This window comes from Duganella sp. AC917 (assembly GCF_979258245.1).
Map to the genome: position 1 here is coordinate 832,741 of NZ_OZ409848.1, position 13,971 is coordinate 846,711.

Annotated in this window: 13 protein-coding genes and 5 tRNA genes; all 18 read left to right on the top strand. The window is 61.7% G+C overall.

Going from position 1 to position 13,971, the window contains the following annotated elements; translation table 11 throughout:
- Positions 1–116 precede the first annotated feature (116 nt).
- The 18 genes from ACZ0BA_RS03720 (at position 117) to ACZ0BA_RS03805 (ending at position 13,963) form a co-directional block, all read left to right on the top strand.
- Positions 117–1,658, top strand: coding sequence for a Do family serine endopeptidase (locus ACZ0BA_RS03720; protein ID WP_463449993.1), 1,542 nt, complete (start codon positions 117–119; stop codon positions 1,656–1,658).
- Positions 1,659–1,722: 64 nt separating this feature from the next.
- A complete protein-coding gene (locus tag ACZ0BA_RS03725; RefSeq protein WP_463449994.1) occupies positions 1,723–1,971 on the top strand; it encodes a glutaredoxin family protein in 249 nt (82 codons plus the stop codon).
- Between the two features lie 185 nt (positions 1,972–2,156).
- A complete protein-coding gene (gene lepA / locus ACZ0BA_RS03730; RefSeq protein ID WP_463449995.1) occupies positions 2,157–3,950 on the top strand; it encodes a translation elongation factor 4 in 1,794 nt (597 codons plus the stop codon).
- Complete coding sequence (lepB, locus tag ACZ0BA_RS03735) at positions 3,947–4,867, top strand: signal peptidase I (protein ID WP_463449996.1); 921 nt, start codon at positions 3,947–3,949, stop codon at positions 4,865–4,867. Before lepA ends, lepB begins: the two co-directional genes overlap by 4 nt.
- Positions 4,868–4,912: 45 nt before the next feature.
- Positions 4,913–5,323 (top strand): DUF4845 domain-containing protein, encoded by a 411-nt coding sequence (locus ACZ0BA_RS03740; protein WP_463449997.1) that lies wholly within the window; start codon positions 4,913–4,915, stop codon positions 5,321–5,323.
- Between the two features lie 54 nt (positions 5,324–5,377).
- Positions 5,378–6,187: a ribonuclease III gene (rnc, locus tag ACZ0BA_RS03745; RefSeq protein WP_463449998.1), complete on the top strand. Its 810-nt coding sequence runs from the start codon at positions 5,378–5,380 to the stop codon at positions 6,185–6,187.
- 54 nt (positions 6,188–6,241) lie between these two features.
- The gene (era, locus tag ACZ0BA_RS03750; RefSeq protein ID WP_463449999.1) at positions 6,242–7,144 is read left to right on the top strand and encodes a GTPase Era; all 903 of its coding nucleotides are present in this window, start codon (positions 6,242–6,244) and stop codon (positions 7,142–7,144) included.
- A 10-nt stretch (positions 7,145–7,154) separates the two neighbouring features.
- Positions 7,155–8,078 carry a DNA repair protein RecO gene (gene recO, locus ACZ0BA_RS03755; RefSeq protein WP_463450000.1) on the top strand — a complete coding sequence of 308 codons (924 nt, stop codon included), beginning with the start codon at positions 7,155–7,157 and terminating at the stop codon, positions 8,076–8,078.
- Positions 8,079–8,110: 32 nt separating this feature from the next.
- Positions 8,111–8,869, top strand: coding sequence for a pyridoxine 5'-phosphate synthase (gene pdxJ, locus ACZ0BA_RS03760; RefSeq protein ID WP_463450001.1), 759 nt, complete (start codon positions 8,111–8,113; stop codon positions 8,867–8,869).
- On the top strand, positions 8,866–9,261 hold the full coding sequence (acpS, locus tag ACZ0BA_RS03765) for a holo-ACP synthase (protein ID WP_090314272.1): 396 nt from the start codon (positions 8,866–8,868) through the stop codon (positions 9,259–9,261). The genes pdxJ and acpS overlap by 4 nt, the downstream gene beginning before the upstream one ends.
- 44 nt (positions 9,262–9,305) lie before the next feature.
- Positions 9,306–11,174 (top strand): excinuclease ABC subunit UvrC, encoded by a 1,869-nt coding sequence (uvrC, locus tag ACZ0BA_RS03770; protein ID WP_463450002.1) that lies wholly within the window; start codon positions 9,306–9,308, stop codon positions 11,172–11,174.
- A 136-nt stretch (positions 11,175–11,310) separates the two neighbouring features.
- On the top strand, positions 11,311–11,892 hold the full coding sequence (gene pgsA, locus ACZ0BA_RS03775) for a CDP-diacylglycerol--glycerol-3-phosphate 3-phosphatidyltransferase (protein WP_463450003.1): 582 nt from the start codon (positions 11,311–11,313) through the stop codon (positions 11,890–11,892).
- A 110-nt stretch (positions 11,893–12,002) separates the two neighbouring features.
- Positions 12,003–12,078, top strand: a tRNA-Gly gene (locus ACZ0BA_RS03780).
- Between the two features lie 79 nt (positions 12,079–12,157).
- A tRNA-Gly gene (locus ACZ0BA_RS03785) sits at positions 12,158–12,233 on the top strand.
- Positions 12,234–12,286: 53 nt separating this feature from the next.
- A tRNA-Gly gene (locus ACZ0BA_RS03790) sits at positions 12,287–12,362 on the top strand.
- A 54-nt stretch (positions 12,363–12,416) separates the two neighbouring features.
- Positions 12,417–12,490, top strand: a tRNA-Cys gene (locus ACZ0BA_RS03795).
- Between the two features lie 17 nt (positions 12,491–12,507).
- Positions 12,508–12,583 (top strand) — tRNA-Gly (locus ACZ0BA_RS03800).
- A gap of 180 nt (positions 12,584–12,763) precedes the next feature.
- Complete coding sequence (locus ACZ0BA_RS03805; protein ID WP_463450004.1) at positions 12,764–13,963, top strand: helix-turn-helix transcriptional regulator; 1,200 nt, start codon at positions 12,764–12,766, stop codon at positions 13,961–13,963.
- Positions 13,964–13,971 lie beyond the last annotated feature (8 nt).

Here is a 13,971-nt window from a genome sequence, read left to right on the forward strand (position 1 = left end):
CTTCGCGCAAGCTGGCGGGCGACTTTTCGCTTACCATGTATGCTAACCACCGGTGACGCCTGGCGCCGACCGGTGGTTAAACGCATCCAAGAACTTTATAGAGACCGATACTTTCCATGAAAAATAATTTCACTGCTGGTGGTAAAACTCTTTCCGCGCTGTTGGTCGGCGCAAGCGTATGGATGTCTCCGGCGCTACTGGGCATGGCGCCCGCCACTGCGGCCGCGCCGGTCACCGGCGCCGTGCTGGGCTTGCCTGATTTCGCCGATCTGGTCGACAAGGTCGGCCCGGCGGTGGTCAATATCCGCACCACGGAAGTGATGAAGCAGGGCGGTCGCGGCGAAGAACTCGGCGACGAGGAAATGCAGGAATTCCTGCGCCGCTTCTTTGGCGGCGCCATCCCTCAGCCAGGCCCCGGCGGCAAGGCCGTTCCCCCGGGCCGGGGCAATCCGCGCGGACGCCGCCAGGCGCCCGAGGAGCCGGTCCAGCGCGGCGTCGGCTCGGGCTTCATCCTGTCGGCCGACGGCTATGTGATGACCAACGCCCACGTGGTCGAGGGCGCCGACGAAGTGTTCGTCACGCTGACCGACAAGCGCGAGTTCAAGGCCAAGGTGCTGGGCGCCGACGCCCGCACCGACGTTGCCGTGCTGAAGATCGAAGGCGACAAGCTGCCGTTCCTGGTGATGGGCGACTCGGACAAGATCCGCGTCGGCGAATGGGTGATCGCCATCGGCTCCCCGTTCAACCTGGAAAACACCGTCACCGCCGGCATCATTTCGGCCAAGCAGCGCGACACCGGCGACTACCTGGCGCTGATCCAGAGCGACGTCGCCGTCAATCCCGGCAACTCGGGCGGCCCGCTGATCAATATGCGTGGCGAAGTCATCGGCATCAACTCGCAGATCGCCACCTTGTCCGGCGCCTACAACGGCATCTCGTTCGCGGTGCCGATCGACGAGGCGATCCGCGTCTCCGAGCAATTGAAGAAGTCCGGCAAGGTCACGCGCGGACGCATCGGCGTGCAGATCGGCGAAGTGAGCAAGGAAGTGGCCGAATCGCTGGGCTTGAAAACCGCGCAAGGCGCCGAAGTGTCGCTGGTCGAGCCGGGTGGTCCCGCCGACAAGGCCGGCATCAAGTCGGGCGACATCATCCTGAAATTCAACGGCGCGCCGGTGACCCGCTCGTCGGATCTGCCGCGTCTGGTGGGCGGCACCGCCATCAACAGCAAGGCGACCGTGACGGTGTGGCGCAAAGGCGCGCAGATCGACCTGCCGGTGGTGGTGGCCGAGCTGGAGCCGGAGAAGGGCGCCAAGGCTTCCAAAGGCAAAGGCAAGGGCAAGGGTGAGCAGGCCGAGCCGGAGGTGGCAGGCAAGCCGAACGCGCTGGGCCTGGTCGTCAGCGACCTGACGGCGGACCAGAAGAAAACGCTGGGCGTGAGCGGCGGTGTGGCGGTGGAATCGGCCGAAGGCGTGGCCTCGCGCCTGCAGGAGGGCGACATCGTGCTGCAACTCAATAACAGCGAGATCAAGGACGCCAAGCAGTTCAACGCGCTGGTGGCCAAGCTCGATCCGAAGAAGCCGTCGGTGCTGCTGGTGCGCCGTGGCGAGGCAACGCAGTTTATCTCGTTGCGTCCAAGCGCAGCCGCAAAAGAGAAGTAAGCGGCGGCGCCGCCCGTCACCTTGGCGCGACGTCGCCGGGGGACGGGCTGGAGCTTTCATCACGATGCACTTCACCCTCTATTCCCGCGGCTATTGCCACCTGTGCCAGGACATGCTCGACGCTTTGCTGCGTTTGCAAACGCCGTCGCGCCCGTTCACCGTCGACGTTGTCGACATCGACACCTCGGACGATGCCACGCTGCTGGCCCGTTTCGACGAGCTGGTGCCCGTGCTGTACGCCGACCTGTCCCAACCCGAGCTGTGCCACTACTTCCTCGACGAGCCCCGCGTGTTGGCATTGCTCAATAAATAAGCAAAACCATGTCGCAGTGCAGAAGTCGGCCTTTCCCCTCTGAAATCCGGTAAAATGCGGGGTTAGCTACATTAGGCGCTCGCCAGGGCATTCCAGCCCCGCTCGGAGCGCTTTTTTTGTATTGCGCACAGGATGTAACTTCCACGCGCGCCCGTCGTCTCACTCCCGTTTTTGAATATTTGTTAATGAACAACATACGCAATTTTTCCATCATCGCCCACATCGACCACGGTAAATCGACCCTGGCAGACCGCATCATTCAATTGTGCGGCGGCTTGTCCGACCGCGAGATGGAGTCGCAGGTGCTCGATTCGATGGATCTGGAGCGCGAACGCGGCATCACGATCAAGGCGCAAACCGCCGCGCTGCAATACAAGGCGCGCGACGGCGTGGTCTACAACCTGAACCTGATCGACACGCCCGGCCACGTCGACTTCTCGTACGAAGTCTCGCGTTCGCTGTCGGCCTGCGAAGGCGCGCTGCTGGTGGTCGACGCCTCGCAAGGCGTGGAAGCCCAGACCGTGGCCAACTGCTACACCGCGCTCGACCTGGGCGTCGAAGTGGTGCCGGTGCTCAACAAGATCGACTTGCCGAACGCCGATCCGCCGAACGCGATCGCCGAAATCGAAGACGTCATCGGCATCGAAGCGGGCGACGCCGTCCATTGCTCGGCCAAGACCGGTCTCGGCGTCGAAGACGTGCTCGAGTCGATCATCGCCAAAGTCCCGCCGCCGAAGGGCGACCCGGACGCGCCGCTGCAGGCGCTGATCGTCGATTCCTGGTACGACCCGTACGTCGGCGTCGTCATGCTGGTGCGCGTGATCAACGGCACCTTGAAACCAAAAGACAAGATCAAACTGATGGCGACCGACTCGCTGCAGCTGGTCGAGGACGTCGGCATCTTCGCGCCGCGCTCGGTCTCGCTGCCGCAGTTGTCGGCCGGCCAGGTGGGCTTCATCATCGCCGGCATCAAGGAATTGAAGGCCGCCAAGGTGGGCGACACCGTCACCCTGGCCAACCGTCCGGCCGCCGCGCCGCTGCCGGGCTTCAAGGAAGTCCAGCCGCAGGTGTTCGCCGGCCTGTTCCCGGTCGAGGCCAACCAGTACGACGCGCTGCGCGACTCGCTGGAAAAGCTCAAATTGAACGACGCCGCGCTGATGTACGAGCCGGAAGTGTCGCAGGCGCTGGGCTTCGGCTTCCGCTGCGGCTTCCTCGGCCTGTTGCACATGGAAATCGTCCAGGAACGCCTGGAGCGCGAATTCGACATGGACCTGATCACCACGGCGCCGACCGTGGTGTACGAGGTCGTCATGCGCGACAACAGCATCCTCAAGGTGGACAATCCATCGAAGATGCCGGAGCCGACCAAGATCAACGAGATCCGCGAACCGATCGTCACGGTCAACCTGTACATGCCGCAAGAATACGTCGGCTCGGTGATCACCTTGTGTATCGGCAAGCGCGGCGTCCAGATGGACATGGCTTACCACGGCCGCCAGGTCAAGCTGGTGTACGAGATGCCGATGGGCGAGATCGTGCTCGATTTCTTCGACAAGCTGAAGTCGACTTCGCGCGGCTACGCCTCGATGGACTATGAGTTCAAGGAATACCGCGCCTCCGACGTCGTCAAGGTCGACATGCTGATCAACGGCGAGAAGGTCGACGCGCTGGCCATCATCGTCCACCGCTCCAACTCGGCCTATCGCGGCCGCCAGGTGGCCGCCAAGATGCGCGAACTGATCCCGCGCCAGATGTTCGACGTGGCGATCCAGGCCGCCATCGGTGTCAACGTGATCTCGCGTGAAAACGTCAAGGCCTTGCGCAAGAACGTGCTGGCCAAGTGCTACGGCGGCGACATCAGCCGTAAGAAGAAACTGTTGGAAAAGCAAAAAGCCGGTAAAAAACGCATGAAACAAGTGGGCTCGGTCGAGATTCCACAAGAAGCATTCCTGGCAATCTTACAAGTGGACGATAAATGAACCTGCAAGTGATCTTAGGTAACTTCGCTTTAATCCTGTTCGTGCTGATGGTGATCACGGGCGTGATCTGGTTCCTGGACGTGTTCTACCTGGCCAAGCAGCGCCGTGCCGCCGCCAACCGCGCGCTGGCCGAGTACGACGCGCGCAACGCCAAGCTGACCGCCGATGGCATCAAGGTCGACAACACCGGCAACCGCGCCGCGATCGAGGCCGGCATCCTGCGCCAGCCGGTGTGGATCGAGTACTCGGGCAGCTTCTTCCCGGTCATCGCGCTGGTGTTCTTCCTGCGCTCGTTCCTGTACGAGCCGTTCAAGATCCCGTCGTCGTCGATGGTGCCGACCCTGCTGGTGGGCGATTTGATCCTGGTGAACAAGTTCACCTACGGCATCCGCCTGCCTGTGCTCAACAAGAAAGTCATCCAGATCAACGATCCGCAGCGCGGCGACGTGATGGTGTTCAAATACCCACGCGACATGAGCCAGGATTACATCAAGCGCGTGGTCGGCGTGCCGGGTGATAAGATCACGTATGCAAACAAGCGTTTGACGGTCAACGGCGTGGAAGTGAAGTACACCGCGCTGGACGATTACCTGGACGATGAACGCCTGGTGTACAACAAGCAGTATCAGGAAGGCCTGACCGGCGTCACGCACCGCATTCTGAACAACGAGCGCGCGCCGACCCTGAACCCGGCCGAAGTGCAGCAGTTCCCGTTGAAGGAAGAGTCGTGCACCTACACCTATGACAGCTTCACGTGTGTAGTTCCGAAAGGCAACTACTTCATGATGGGTGATAACCGCGACAACAGCCTCGACAGCCGCTACTGGGGCTTCGTTCCTGATAAGAATATTGTTGGAAAAGCATTCTTTGTCTGGATGAACCTGGGTAACCTGCGCCGCATCGGCAGCATCCAGTAATCCGCAACCGGTTGGTGGACGCAGGGCGGACCGAAAGGGACTAACATGCAATCAGTTCGTCGCTGCGGCAAACAGCGCAGGCAACAGGGTATTTCTCTGGTGGGACTGATCCTGGTCCTCGCCATACTGGGCTTTATCGGCGTGCTGGGGCTGAAGATCGTGCCCACCTACACCGAATACCGGGCGATCCAGAACGCCATCGTCACCGCCAAGGCGGTCGGCGGCAATTCGGTGGTCGAAATCCAGAAGGCGTTCGACGCCAGCGCCACGACCGGATACATCAGCTCGATCAACAGCCACGATCTGGTCATCGGCAAGGAAAACGGCGAGATGGAAGTGAGTTTCGCCTACGAAAAGAAAATCCCGCTGGTCGGACCGGCCAGCCTGCTGCTCGAATACCAGGGCACGACCGCCAAATCCGGTCTGCCGGGGACGACCGCCAAAATCGATCAATAAAGCCAGCCGATTAATTTAAACGTCGAGACGACGTCACACAGAACCGATCAAACAATGAATCTTCAGTTATTGCAAAACCGTTTAGGCTATACGTTCCAGGATGCCGCCCTTCTGCAGCAGGCCTTGACGCATCGTAGCCACAGCAGTTTGCATAACGAACGGCTGGAGTTCCTTGGCGATTCGATCCTTAACTGCGTGGTGGCGTCGATCCTGTACGAGCGTTACGTGGCGATCGACGAGGGTGACCTGTCGCGCCTGCGCGCCAACCTGGTCAAGCAGCAGTCTCTGTACGAAATCGCCCAGAAGCTGGAGCTGTCGCAGTTCCTGCGCCTGGGCGAGGGCGAGCTCAAGTCCGGCGGTTTCCGCCGTCCTTCGATCCTGGCCGACACGCTCGAGGCGCTGCTGGGCGCCATTTTTCTCGATGGCGGCTTCAACCCGGCGCGCGACGTGATCCGCGCCTTCTACATCCCCATCCTCGACACCGTCGACCCGCAAACCTTGGGCAAGGACGCCAAGACCTTGCTGCAGGAATTCCTGCAAAGTAAGAAGATTTCGCTTCCGCTGTACAATGTGGTGGCCACCCATGGCGCCGCGCACAGCCAGGAATTCGAGATCGAATGCCTGGTGCCCAAGCTGGGCATCCAGGTCTACGGACGCGGCGGCAGCCGCCGCGCCGGCGAACAGGCCGCCGCCAAGCTGGCGCTGGAAGTGGCCGAACAGGCGTTGCTGAAGACCCCGGCCGCCGGCCGCAAGGCCAAGCCGCGCGCCGCCCAGCTCAAGCTGGCCGGCATCGCCACGGTGCAGGGCGAGGCCGGCGGCGAGCCGGCGGCAGCGGCCGCGCCCGCCAAGGCGGCCAACAAGTAACCGCTGAACACTGCATGACACGAAGCGCAACACCATACTCTGAAGCGATATAGCATGACTACCGAAACGACCCCCGCCAACTTCCGTTGTGGCTATATCGCCATTGTCGGCCGCCCCAACGTGGGCAAATCGACGCTGATGAACACGCTCATCGGCGCCAAGGTCAGCATCACGTCGCGCAAGGCGCAGACCACGCGCCACCGCATCACCGGCATCCAGACGCATGACGACGCGCAATTCATTTACGTCGACACGCCCGGCTTCCAAACCCGCCATGCCAATGCGCTCAACAAGACGCTCAACAAAACCGTCACCAATACGCTGATCTCGTCGGACCTGATCCTGTACGTGATCGAGGCGGGCACCTTCGGCCCGGCCGACCAGCAAGTGATGGACCTGCTGCCGGCCGAAGTGCCGGTGATCCTGGTGATCAACAAGTCCGACAGGGTCAAGGACAAGGCGGTATTGCTGCCGTTCGCCCAGCAGGTCGCGGCCAAGTTCAACTTCGCCGCCATCGTGCCGGTGTCGGCCAAGCTGCGCTTCCAGCTCGACGGCCTGGAAAAAGAGATCAAGAAGTTCCTGCCGGAGAACCAGCCGATCTTCGGACCGGACGACATCACCGACCGCAGCGAGAAGTTCCTCGCTTCCGAGATCGTCCGCGAAAAACTGTTCCGCTTTGTCGGCGACGAGCTGCCTTACACCAGCACCGTGCTGATCGAGCAGTTCGAGCAGGAGGGCGACCTGCGCCGCGTGTTTGCCGCCATCCTGGTCGAGCGCGACACGCACAAGTCCATGATCATCGGTAACAAGGGCGCGCGCCTGAAGGAAGTGTCGACGCAGGCGCGGCTGGACATGGAAAAGCTGTTCGGCGGACCTGTCTACCTGGAGATCTGGGTCAAGGTCAAATCCGGCTGGGCCGATAACGAAGCGGGGCTGCGCGCCTACGGCTACGAATAAAAGAGGACCGATGTCCAACACCACGCATGACGCCGCGGCCGACGCCGATTCCACGGCCGAACCGCGACAGGCCGCGCCTGTGGCGGAGCGTGGCGTAGTGCCCGCCATAACGCCTGCGTCGGCGTCGGCGCCCGTCATCGCAACCCCGGCAACCCCGACCACCCCGGCCGTTCCCGCAGCTTCCCCCAAGCGTCCCCGCGCGCCGTCGCGCGAGCGCACCTTCGGCACCAAGGTCGCCGGCCAGCCGGCCTTCGTCCTGCACAGCTATCCCTACAAAGAAACCAGCCTGATCATCGATCTGTTCACGCGCGACTTCGGCCGCGTGGCCTTGATCGCCAAGGGCGCCAAGCGGCCGCACTCGCAATTGCGCGGCGTGCTGCAAACCTTCCAGCCGTTGTCGTCGAGCTGGGTCGGCAAATCCGAACTGCGCACCTTGACCGACGCCGAGTGGGTGGGCGGCATGCTGCCGCTGGAGAAAACCGCGCTGCTGTGCGGCTTCTACCTGAACGAATTGCTGGTCAAGCTGCTGGCGCGCGACGACGCCCATCCGGCCTTGTTCGACCATTACGTCGCCACGCTGAACCAGCTCGCGCACAACGAACCTGCGCCCATCGTCTTGCGAAAGTTCGAAAGGGCCTTACTTAAGGAAACAGGGGTGTCCGCCGACCTGTCGCGCTGCACCGCCACGCGCGCGCCGGTGCGGGCGGACGTGGTCTATGTGGTCGATCCGGAGCGCGGTCCGCGTCCCGAGCGCGCGTCCGACCAGTCGCCGCGCGTGGCCGGCAAGACTTTGCTCGACATGGAGCGCGAAGACTATCGGGACGCGGCCACCCAATCGCAGAGCAAGCAGCTGATGCGCTTCCTGCTGGCGCACCACCTGGGCGGCGCGCCGCTGAATACGCGCCAGATACTGATCGACCTGTCGCAGTTATAACAACGCACAATAAACCTCAACGGTAAAGACAAATGAGCTACTTGCATCCTTCCGGCACCATCATCGACCTTGGCGTGAATATCGACCACGTTGCCACTTTGCGCAACGCGCGCGGCACCATGTATCCGGACCCGATCCGCGCCGCGCTGCTGGCCGAGCAGGCCGGCGCCGACTGCATCACCCTGCACTTGCGCGAAGACCGCCGCCACATCAAGGATGCCGACGTCATCGCCATCGCGCCGCAACTGCTCACCCGTATGAACCTGGAGGCCGCCGTGACGCAGGAGATGATCGACTTCGCCTGCCGCATCAAGCCGCACGATGTCTGCCTGGTGCCGGAAAAGCGCACCGAGGTCACCACCGAGGGTGGTCTCGATGTCGTCACCCATTTCAAGGCGGTGCAGGCGGCTGTCAAGCAGTTGCAGGCCGAGGGCATTCGCGTCAGCCTGTTCATCGACGCCGACGAAGCGCAGATCGCCGCCACGGTGGAAGCGGGCGCGCCGGTGATCGAACTGCACACCGGCCGCTATGCCGACACCGAGGGCGCCGAGCAGGCGGCCGAGCTGGAACGGGTCAAGCGCGGCGTGCTGTTTGGCGTCTCCAAAGGACTGAAGGTCAACGCCGGCCACGGTCTGCACTACTCCAACGTGCAGGCCATCGCCGCCATTCCGGACATCGCGGAGCTGAACATCGGCCACGCCATCGTCGCCCATTCGGTGTTCGTCGGCTGGGAAAACGCCGTGCGCGAAATGAAGGCCATCATGGTGTCGACCAGGCTGGGGGCGCGGTGATTTACGGTATCGGCACCGATATCTGCAAAATTCCGCGTATCGAGGAGGCCTTGGCGCGCCATGGCGACCGTTTCGCCAAAAAGATACTGGGGCCTCAGGAGATGGAGAAGTACCTGGCGCGCAAGGCCAAGAATCCCGTGCGCGGCATCCGTTTCGTCGCCACCCGTTTCGCCGCCAAGGAGGCTTTCGCCAAGGCCATCGGCCTCGGTATCCGCATGCCGATGACGTGGCCGGCCGCGCAAATGCTCAACGCGCCGAGCGGCAAACCGATGATCGTGTGCAGCGGCGTACTGAAGGAATTCATGGACAAGAACAAGCTGACGACACAGGTGACGGTCAGCGACGAGGCGGAATACGCCGTCGCCTTCGTCATTGTCGAGCAGCAGCAATAAGCAAACCATTTGAGACAGCACCGAGAGACGCACCGAGACCCGTAATGACTGAAGTCGCACCGATCGTAAAAGCGCCCGATCCGCGCGAGCAAGTGCTGGCCACCGTGGCCAAGCTGCCCAATCTGCCGGGCGTGTACCGCTATTTCGATGCCGAGGACAAGGTCCTCTACGTCGGCAAGGCGCGCGACCTGAAAAAACGCGTCTCGAGCTACTTCCAGAAGAACATCGCCAGCCCGCGCATCGCCATGATGGTCGAGCGCATCGCCCGGCTCGAAACCACGGTCACACACAGCGAGGCCGAGGCGCTGATCCTGGAAAATAACCTGATCAAGGCGCTGGCGCCGCGCTTCAACATCCTGTTCCGCGACGATAAATCTTACCCGTACCTGAAGATCACCGGCGGCGACTCGCCTCGCATGGTCTACTACCGCGGCGCGGTCGACAAGAAGAACCAGTATTTCGGCCCGTTCCCCAGTTCCTGGGCGGTTAAGGAATCGATGCAGATTTTGCAGAAGGTATTCCTGATCCGCACCTGCGAGGACAGCGTCTACTCGAACCGTACGCGCCCCTGCCTGCTGCACCAGATCGGCCGTTGCAGCGGGCCGTGCGTGGATTTGATCAGCAAGGAAGACTACAAGGTCGATGTGGAAAACGCCGCGCGCTTCCTGCGCGGACGCCAGAGCGAAGTGATGGAAGACCTGGAGCGGAAAATGCACGCCTACGCCGCCGACCTCAAATTCGAGCAGGCCGCGTCGGTGCGCAACCAGATCCAGTCGCTGTCGCGCGTGCTGCACCAGCAAAGCATGGAAACCACCGGCGACGCCGACGTCGACATCATCGCCGTGCTGGTGCAGGGCGGGCGCGCCTGCGTCAACCTGGCGATGGTGCGCGGCGGCCGCCACCTGGGCGACCGCGCCTACTTCCCCAACCACATCGGCGACGCCGCCGCCATCGCCGAGGACCCGATCGAAGTGGAGGTGCTGGCCGCCTTTCTGGTCCAGCACTACACCGAGAAATTCATCCCCGGCACGCTGATCCTGAATATCGAATTCGACCAGCCGGCGCTGATGGTGGCGTTGCAGGAGCAGTGCGGCCACCGCATCAACCTGATCTTCCAGCCGCAGGACCAGCGCCGCAAGTGGCTGGAACTGGCGCAGAAGGGCGCCGAGATCTCGCTGGCGCGCCTGCTGTCGGAGCAGGGCTCGCAGCAGTCGCGCACGCGCGCGCTGGTCGAGGCGCTGGCGCTGGAGCCGGAGGATATCGACCTGCTGCGCATCGAATGCTTCGACATCTCGCACACGCAGGGCGAGGCGACGCAAGCCTCGTGCGTGGTATTCCATCACCACCAGATGCAGAACGGCGAATACCGCCGCTACAACATCAACGACATCACGCCGGGCGACGATTACGCGGCGATGCGGCAGGTGCTGTTCCGCCGCTACGAGAAGGTGGCCAACGGCGACGGCGTGATGCCCGACGTGGTGCTGATCGACGGCGGCAAGGGCCAGATCGAGATGGCGCGCCAGGTGTTTGCCGAACTTGGACTCGATATCAGCCTGATCGTCGGCGTGGCCAAGGGGGAGGGGCGCCGTGTCGGCCTGGAGACGCTGATGTTCGTCGACGGCAGGCCGTCGCAGGAACTGGGCAAGGAATCGGCGGCGCTGATGCTGGTGGCGCTGATCCGCGACGAGGCGCACCGCTTCGCCATCACCGGCATGCGCGCCAAGCGCGCCAAGACGCGCCAGACCTCGCGGCTGGAGGAGATCGAAGGCATCGGCGCCAAACGCCGCCAGCGCCTGCTGGCGCGCTTCGGCGGCCTGCGCGGCGTGGTCAACGCCAGCGTCGAGGACTTGAAACAGGTCGAAGGCATTTCCAGCGCGCTGGCCGAGGAAATCTACCGCCAGCTGCACTAGGGCCGGCAGCGGCGGGGCGGGTTGGTGAAGCCTGGGGCAAACGTGCTGGTTTAATGTGCGGGGGCAAGGTAGACTAGCGGCGCGTAACAAAATAGTCACAGCGAAAACAATCACACCCGCACCTTCTTTCGAACCTATGCCTTTCAATATACCGATACTGTTAACCTGGTTGCGCGTCGCGCTGATTCCGCTGGTGGTGGGCGTCTACTATCTGCCGACGACGATGCTGCCGGTGGCCGATCAAAACCTGGCGGCTACGCTGGTGTTCATCATCGCCGCCGTCACGGACTGGTTCGACGGTTTCCTGGCGCGCCGCTGGAACCAGACCTCGGCCTTTGGCGCCTTCCTCGATCCGGTGGCCGACAAATTGATGGTGGCGGGGGCCTTGCTGGTGCTGGTGCAGCTCGACCGCGCCAACGCCGTGCTGTCGTTCGTCATTATCGGGCGGGAAATCGCCATCTCGGCGTTGCGCGAATGGATGGCGCAGATCGGCGCCTCCAAATCGGTCGCCGTCAGTTCGCTAGGCAAGATTAAAACAACCGCGCAAATGACCGCGATCCCGCTACTGCTGTACCACGACGTGCTGTTCGGCACGGTCGACACCCAGTTCTGGGGCGCGCGCCTGCTGGAGATCGCGGCTGTGCTGACGGTGTGGTCGATGTTCTACTACCTGCGCCTGGCTTGGCCGCTGATCAAGGAAAAAGCCGGGACCTTGTAGGACTTGGCTTGGGATAAACAATATTCAATCTTTTTCGTTGGGCAAAGTTTTGACCATTGACAGCCTGCCCAGATACTCTATAATGCTGGCCTGTTGTTGCTGATGACGACGCGGGAGTAGCTCAGTTGGTAGAGCGCAACCTTGCCAAGGTTGAGGTCGAGAGTTCGAGACTCTTCTCCCGCTCCAGTTCTCTGGACAGCGTGGTGTCGGTAGCAAGTAGGACTAGAATTACGAGCAGCTTGCTGCTATGATGTTGGACTCCAATGCGGGAGTAGCTCAGTTGGTAGAGCGCAACCTTGCCAAGGTTGAGGTCGAGAGTTCGAGACTCTTCTCCCGCTCCAGTTTCCCTGAAGCTGGCCGGTGCGGTAAAAAGTAATAAAAACGTAACTCCAATGCGGGAGTAGCTCAGTTGGTAGAGCGCAACCTTGCCAAGGTTGAGGTCGAGAGTTCGAGACTCTTCTCCCGCTCCAGAATTTCGGATCGCAGCGCGTAACCCGCTGCCGTCTCAGGTAATAGTTTCCTCTGGCGAGGTAGCAAAGCGGTTATGCAGCGGCCTGCAAAGCCGTGTAGACGGGTTCGACTCCCGTCCTCGCCTCCAGACAATTTGAACTCCAAGCGGGAGTAGCTCAGTTGGTAGAGCGCAACCTTGCCAAGGTTGAGGTCGAGAGTTCGAGACTCTTCTCCCGCTCCAGTATGTAGAAGGGCAGCCATGTGGCTGCCCTTTTTGCGTTGGGGGCGCGGTGTTGTTTGTGTCTTTTCATAGATGCGTCCGCTTCAAAAATTCATCGGACCGTCCGTAGGTCGCCTGTTATGATGCCGGGACCGCACCGCTAAAGAGTGCGGCGCCGAGACAGTTCAACACCATAACTATATGCAAGAGTTCTATAAAAAGGCGCTGCTGGCGCTGGTTGCCCTGCTCGTCGTGGACGCGCTGCTGGCGGTTTTTTTCCTGTACCGGACCTTTCCCACCCAGACACTGTTGCCGTCGTATAAAAGCGGCTACCGCTGGCATTACGGAACCTATTCCGATGTGGCCACTGGCGGCGGGTCGTCGGTCAGCTTGCACGACACGTCGCGCGACCGGTTGCGCTTCGACTACAAGCTGAAGGAGGTGGCCGCCTATCCTTTTGTCGCCGCCGACCTGTTCTTCGATGACGCCGAGGGGCGGCCGGTCCACGAGGATTGGTCGAATTTCCACACCATCACCTTTATCGCCAGATGTACGCCGGCCACTTCCATGATGTTCGAGGTGTCCACGTTCGATGAAAAACTCTCCAAGCCGGGCACGTTCGCGACTTACCGTCCACCCAGGACGTATTTTTCGTGCAATGAACAGGGCATGCCGGTCGCGCTCGACCTGGCCCGGCTGCTGATTCCCGAATGGTGGTTTCCCGCAATGAAGCTGGACCTGGCGCGCCAGGGTTATCAATTGGACCGGGTCGGGAAGGTCCTGTTCGGGACGACCACCGCCACGCCGCGCAATGTCGATGCGCATGTTGAAATCAGCGAACTGACCTTGCATGGCCGCGATTACCGCTATCTGGCGGCGCTGGCGGTCCTGGTCCTTGGCGGCTGGGTGGCGTTCGGTATCTGGTTTTTCCTGGCGTATTCCCGCGCGCTGTTGGCCGGTGTCGATTCCAAGATGAAAATCAACTTGCCGTTGGTGGCCTATCGGCAATTAACGCTGGAGCCATACAAGGACAAGGAAAAAGCGTCGATCTTGCGCTATATCGCCAGTTCCTACACCGATCCCAAGCTGGACCTGGAGGCCGTGGTGGAGGGGACCGGCGCGAACCGCTATAAGATCAATGAGGTACTGAAATCCGAACTCGGCATGACATTCACCAGTTACCTGAATAAACTGCGCCTGACCGAGGCGTCCAGGTTGTTGACTGAGAAAAGCAGCGCCGCCGTGTCGGAAATCGCGTACTTGGTCGGCTACTCGAATGTTCCGTACTTTAACAAGCTGTTCAAGGAAGAATTTGGCTGCACGCCGAAGTCCTTCCGGCTGCTTGCGGCCCAGCGACAGCAGCAGCCCGCCGACGGCGCGCCGTCGACACCACCCGCCTGACCCGCTTC

Coding starts and splice junctions, on each gene's coding strand:
- ACZ0BA_RS03720 (WP_463449993.1), top strand. CDS start 117: ATGAAAAATAATTTCACTGCTGGTGGTAAAACTCTTTCCGCGCTGTTG.
- pdxJ (WP_463450001.1), top strand. CDS start 8,111: ATGAGCTACTTGCATCCTTCCGGCACCATCATCGACCTTGGCGTGAAT.
- rnc (WP_463449998.1), top strand. CDS start 5,378: ATGAATCTTCAGTTATTGCAAAACCGTTTAGGCTATACGTTCCAGGAT.
- ACZ0BA_RS03725 (WP_463449994.1), top strand. CDS start 1,723: ATGCACTTCACCCTCTATTCCCGCGGCTATTGCCACCTGTGCCAGGAC.
- uvrC (WP_463450002.1), top strand. CDS start 9,306: ATGACTGAAGTCGCACCGATCGTAAAAGCGCCCGATCCGCGCGAGCAA.
- era (WP_463449999.1), top strand. CDS start 6,242: ATGACTACCGAAACGACCCCCGCCAACTTCCGTTGTGGCTATATCGCC.
- lepB (WP_463449996.1), top strand. CDS start 3,947: ATGAACCTGCAAGTGATCTTAGGTAACTTCGCTTTAATCCTGTTCGTG.
- recO (WP_463450000.1), top strand. CDS start 7,155: ATGTCCAACACCACGCATGACGCCGCGGCCGACGCCGATTCCACGGCC.
- lepA (WP_463449995.1), top strand. CDS start 2,157: ATGAACAACATACGCAATTTTTCCATCATCGCCCACATCGACCACGGT.
- ACZ0BA_RS03805 (WP_463450004.1), top strand. CDS start 12,764: ATGCAAGAGTTCTATAAAAAGGCGCTGCTGGCGCTGGTTGCCCTGCTC.
- ACZ0BA_RS03740 (WP_463449997.1), top strand. CDS start 4,913: ATGCAATCAGTTCGTCGCTGCGGCAAACAGCGCAGGCAACAGGGTATT.
- pgsA (WP_463450003.1), top strand. CDS start 11,311: ATGCCTTTCAATATACCGATACTGTTAACCTGGTTGCGCGTCGCGCTG.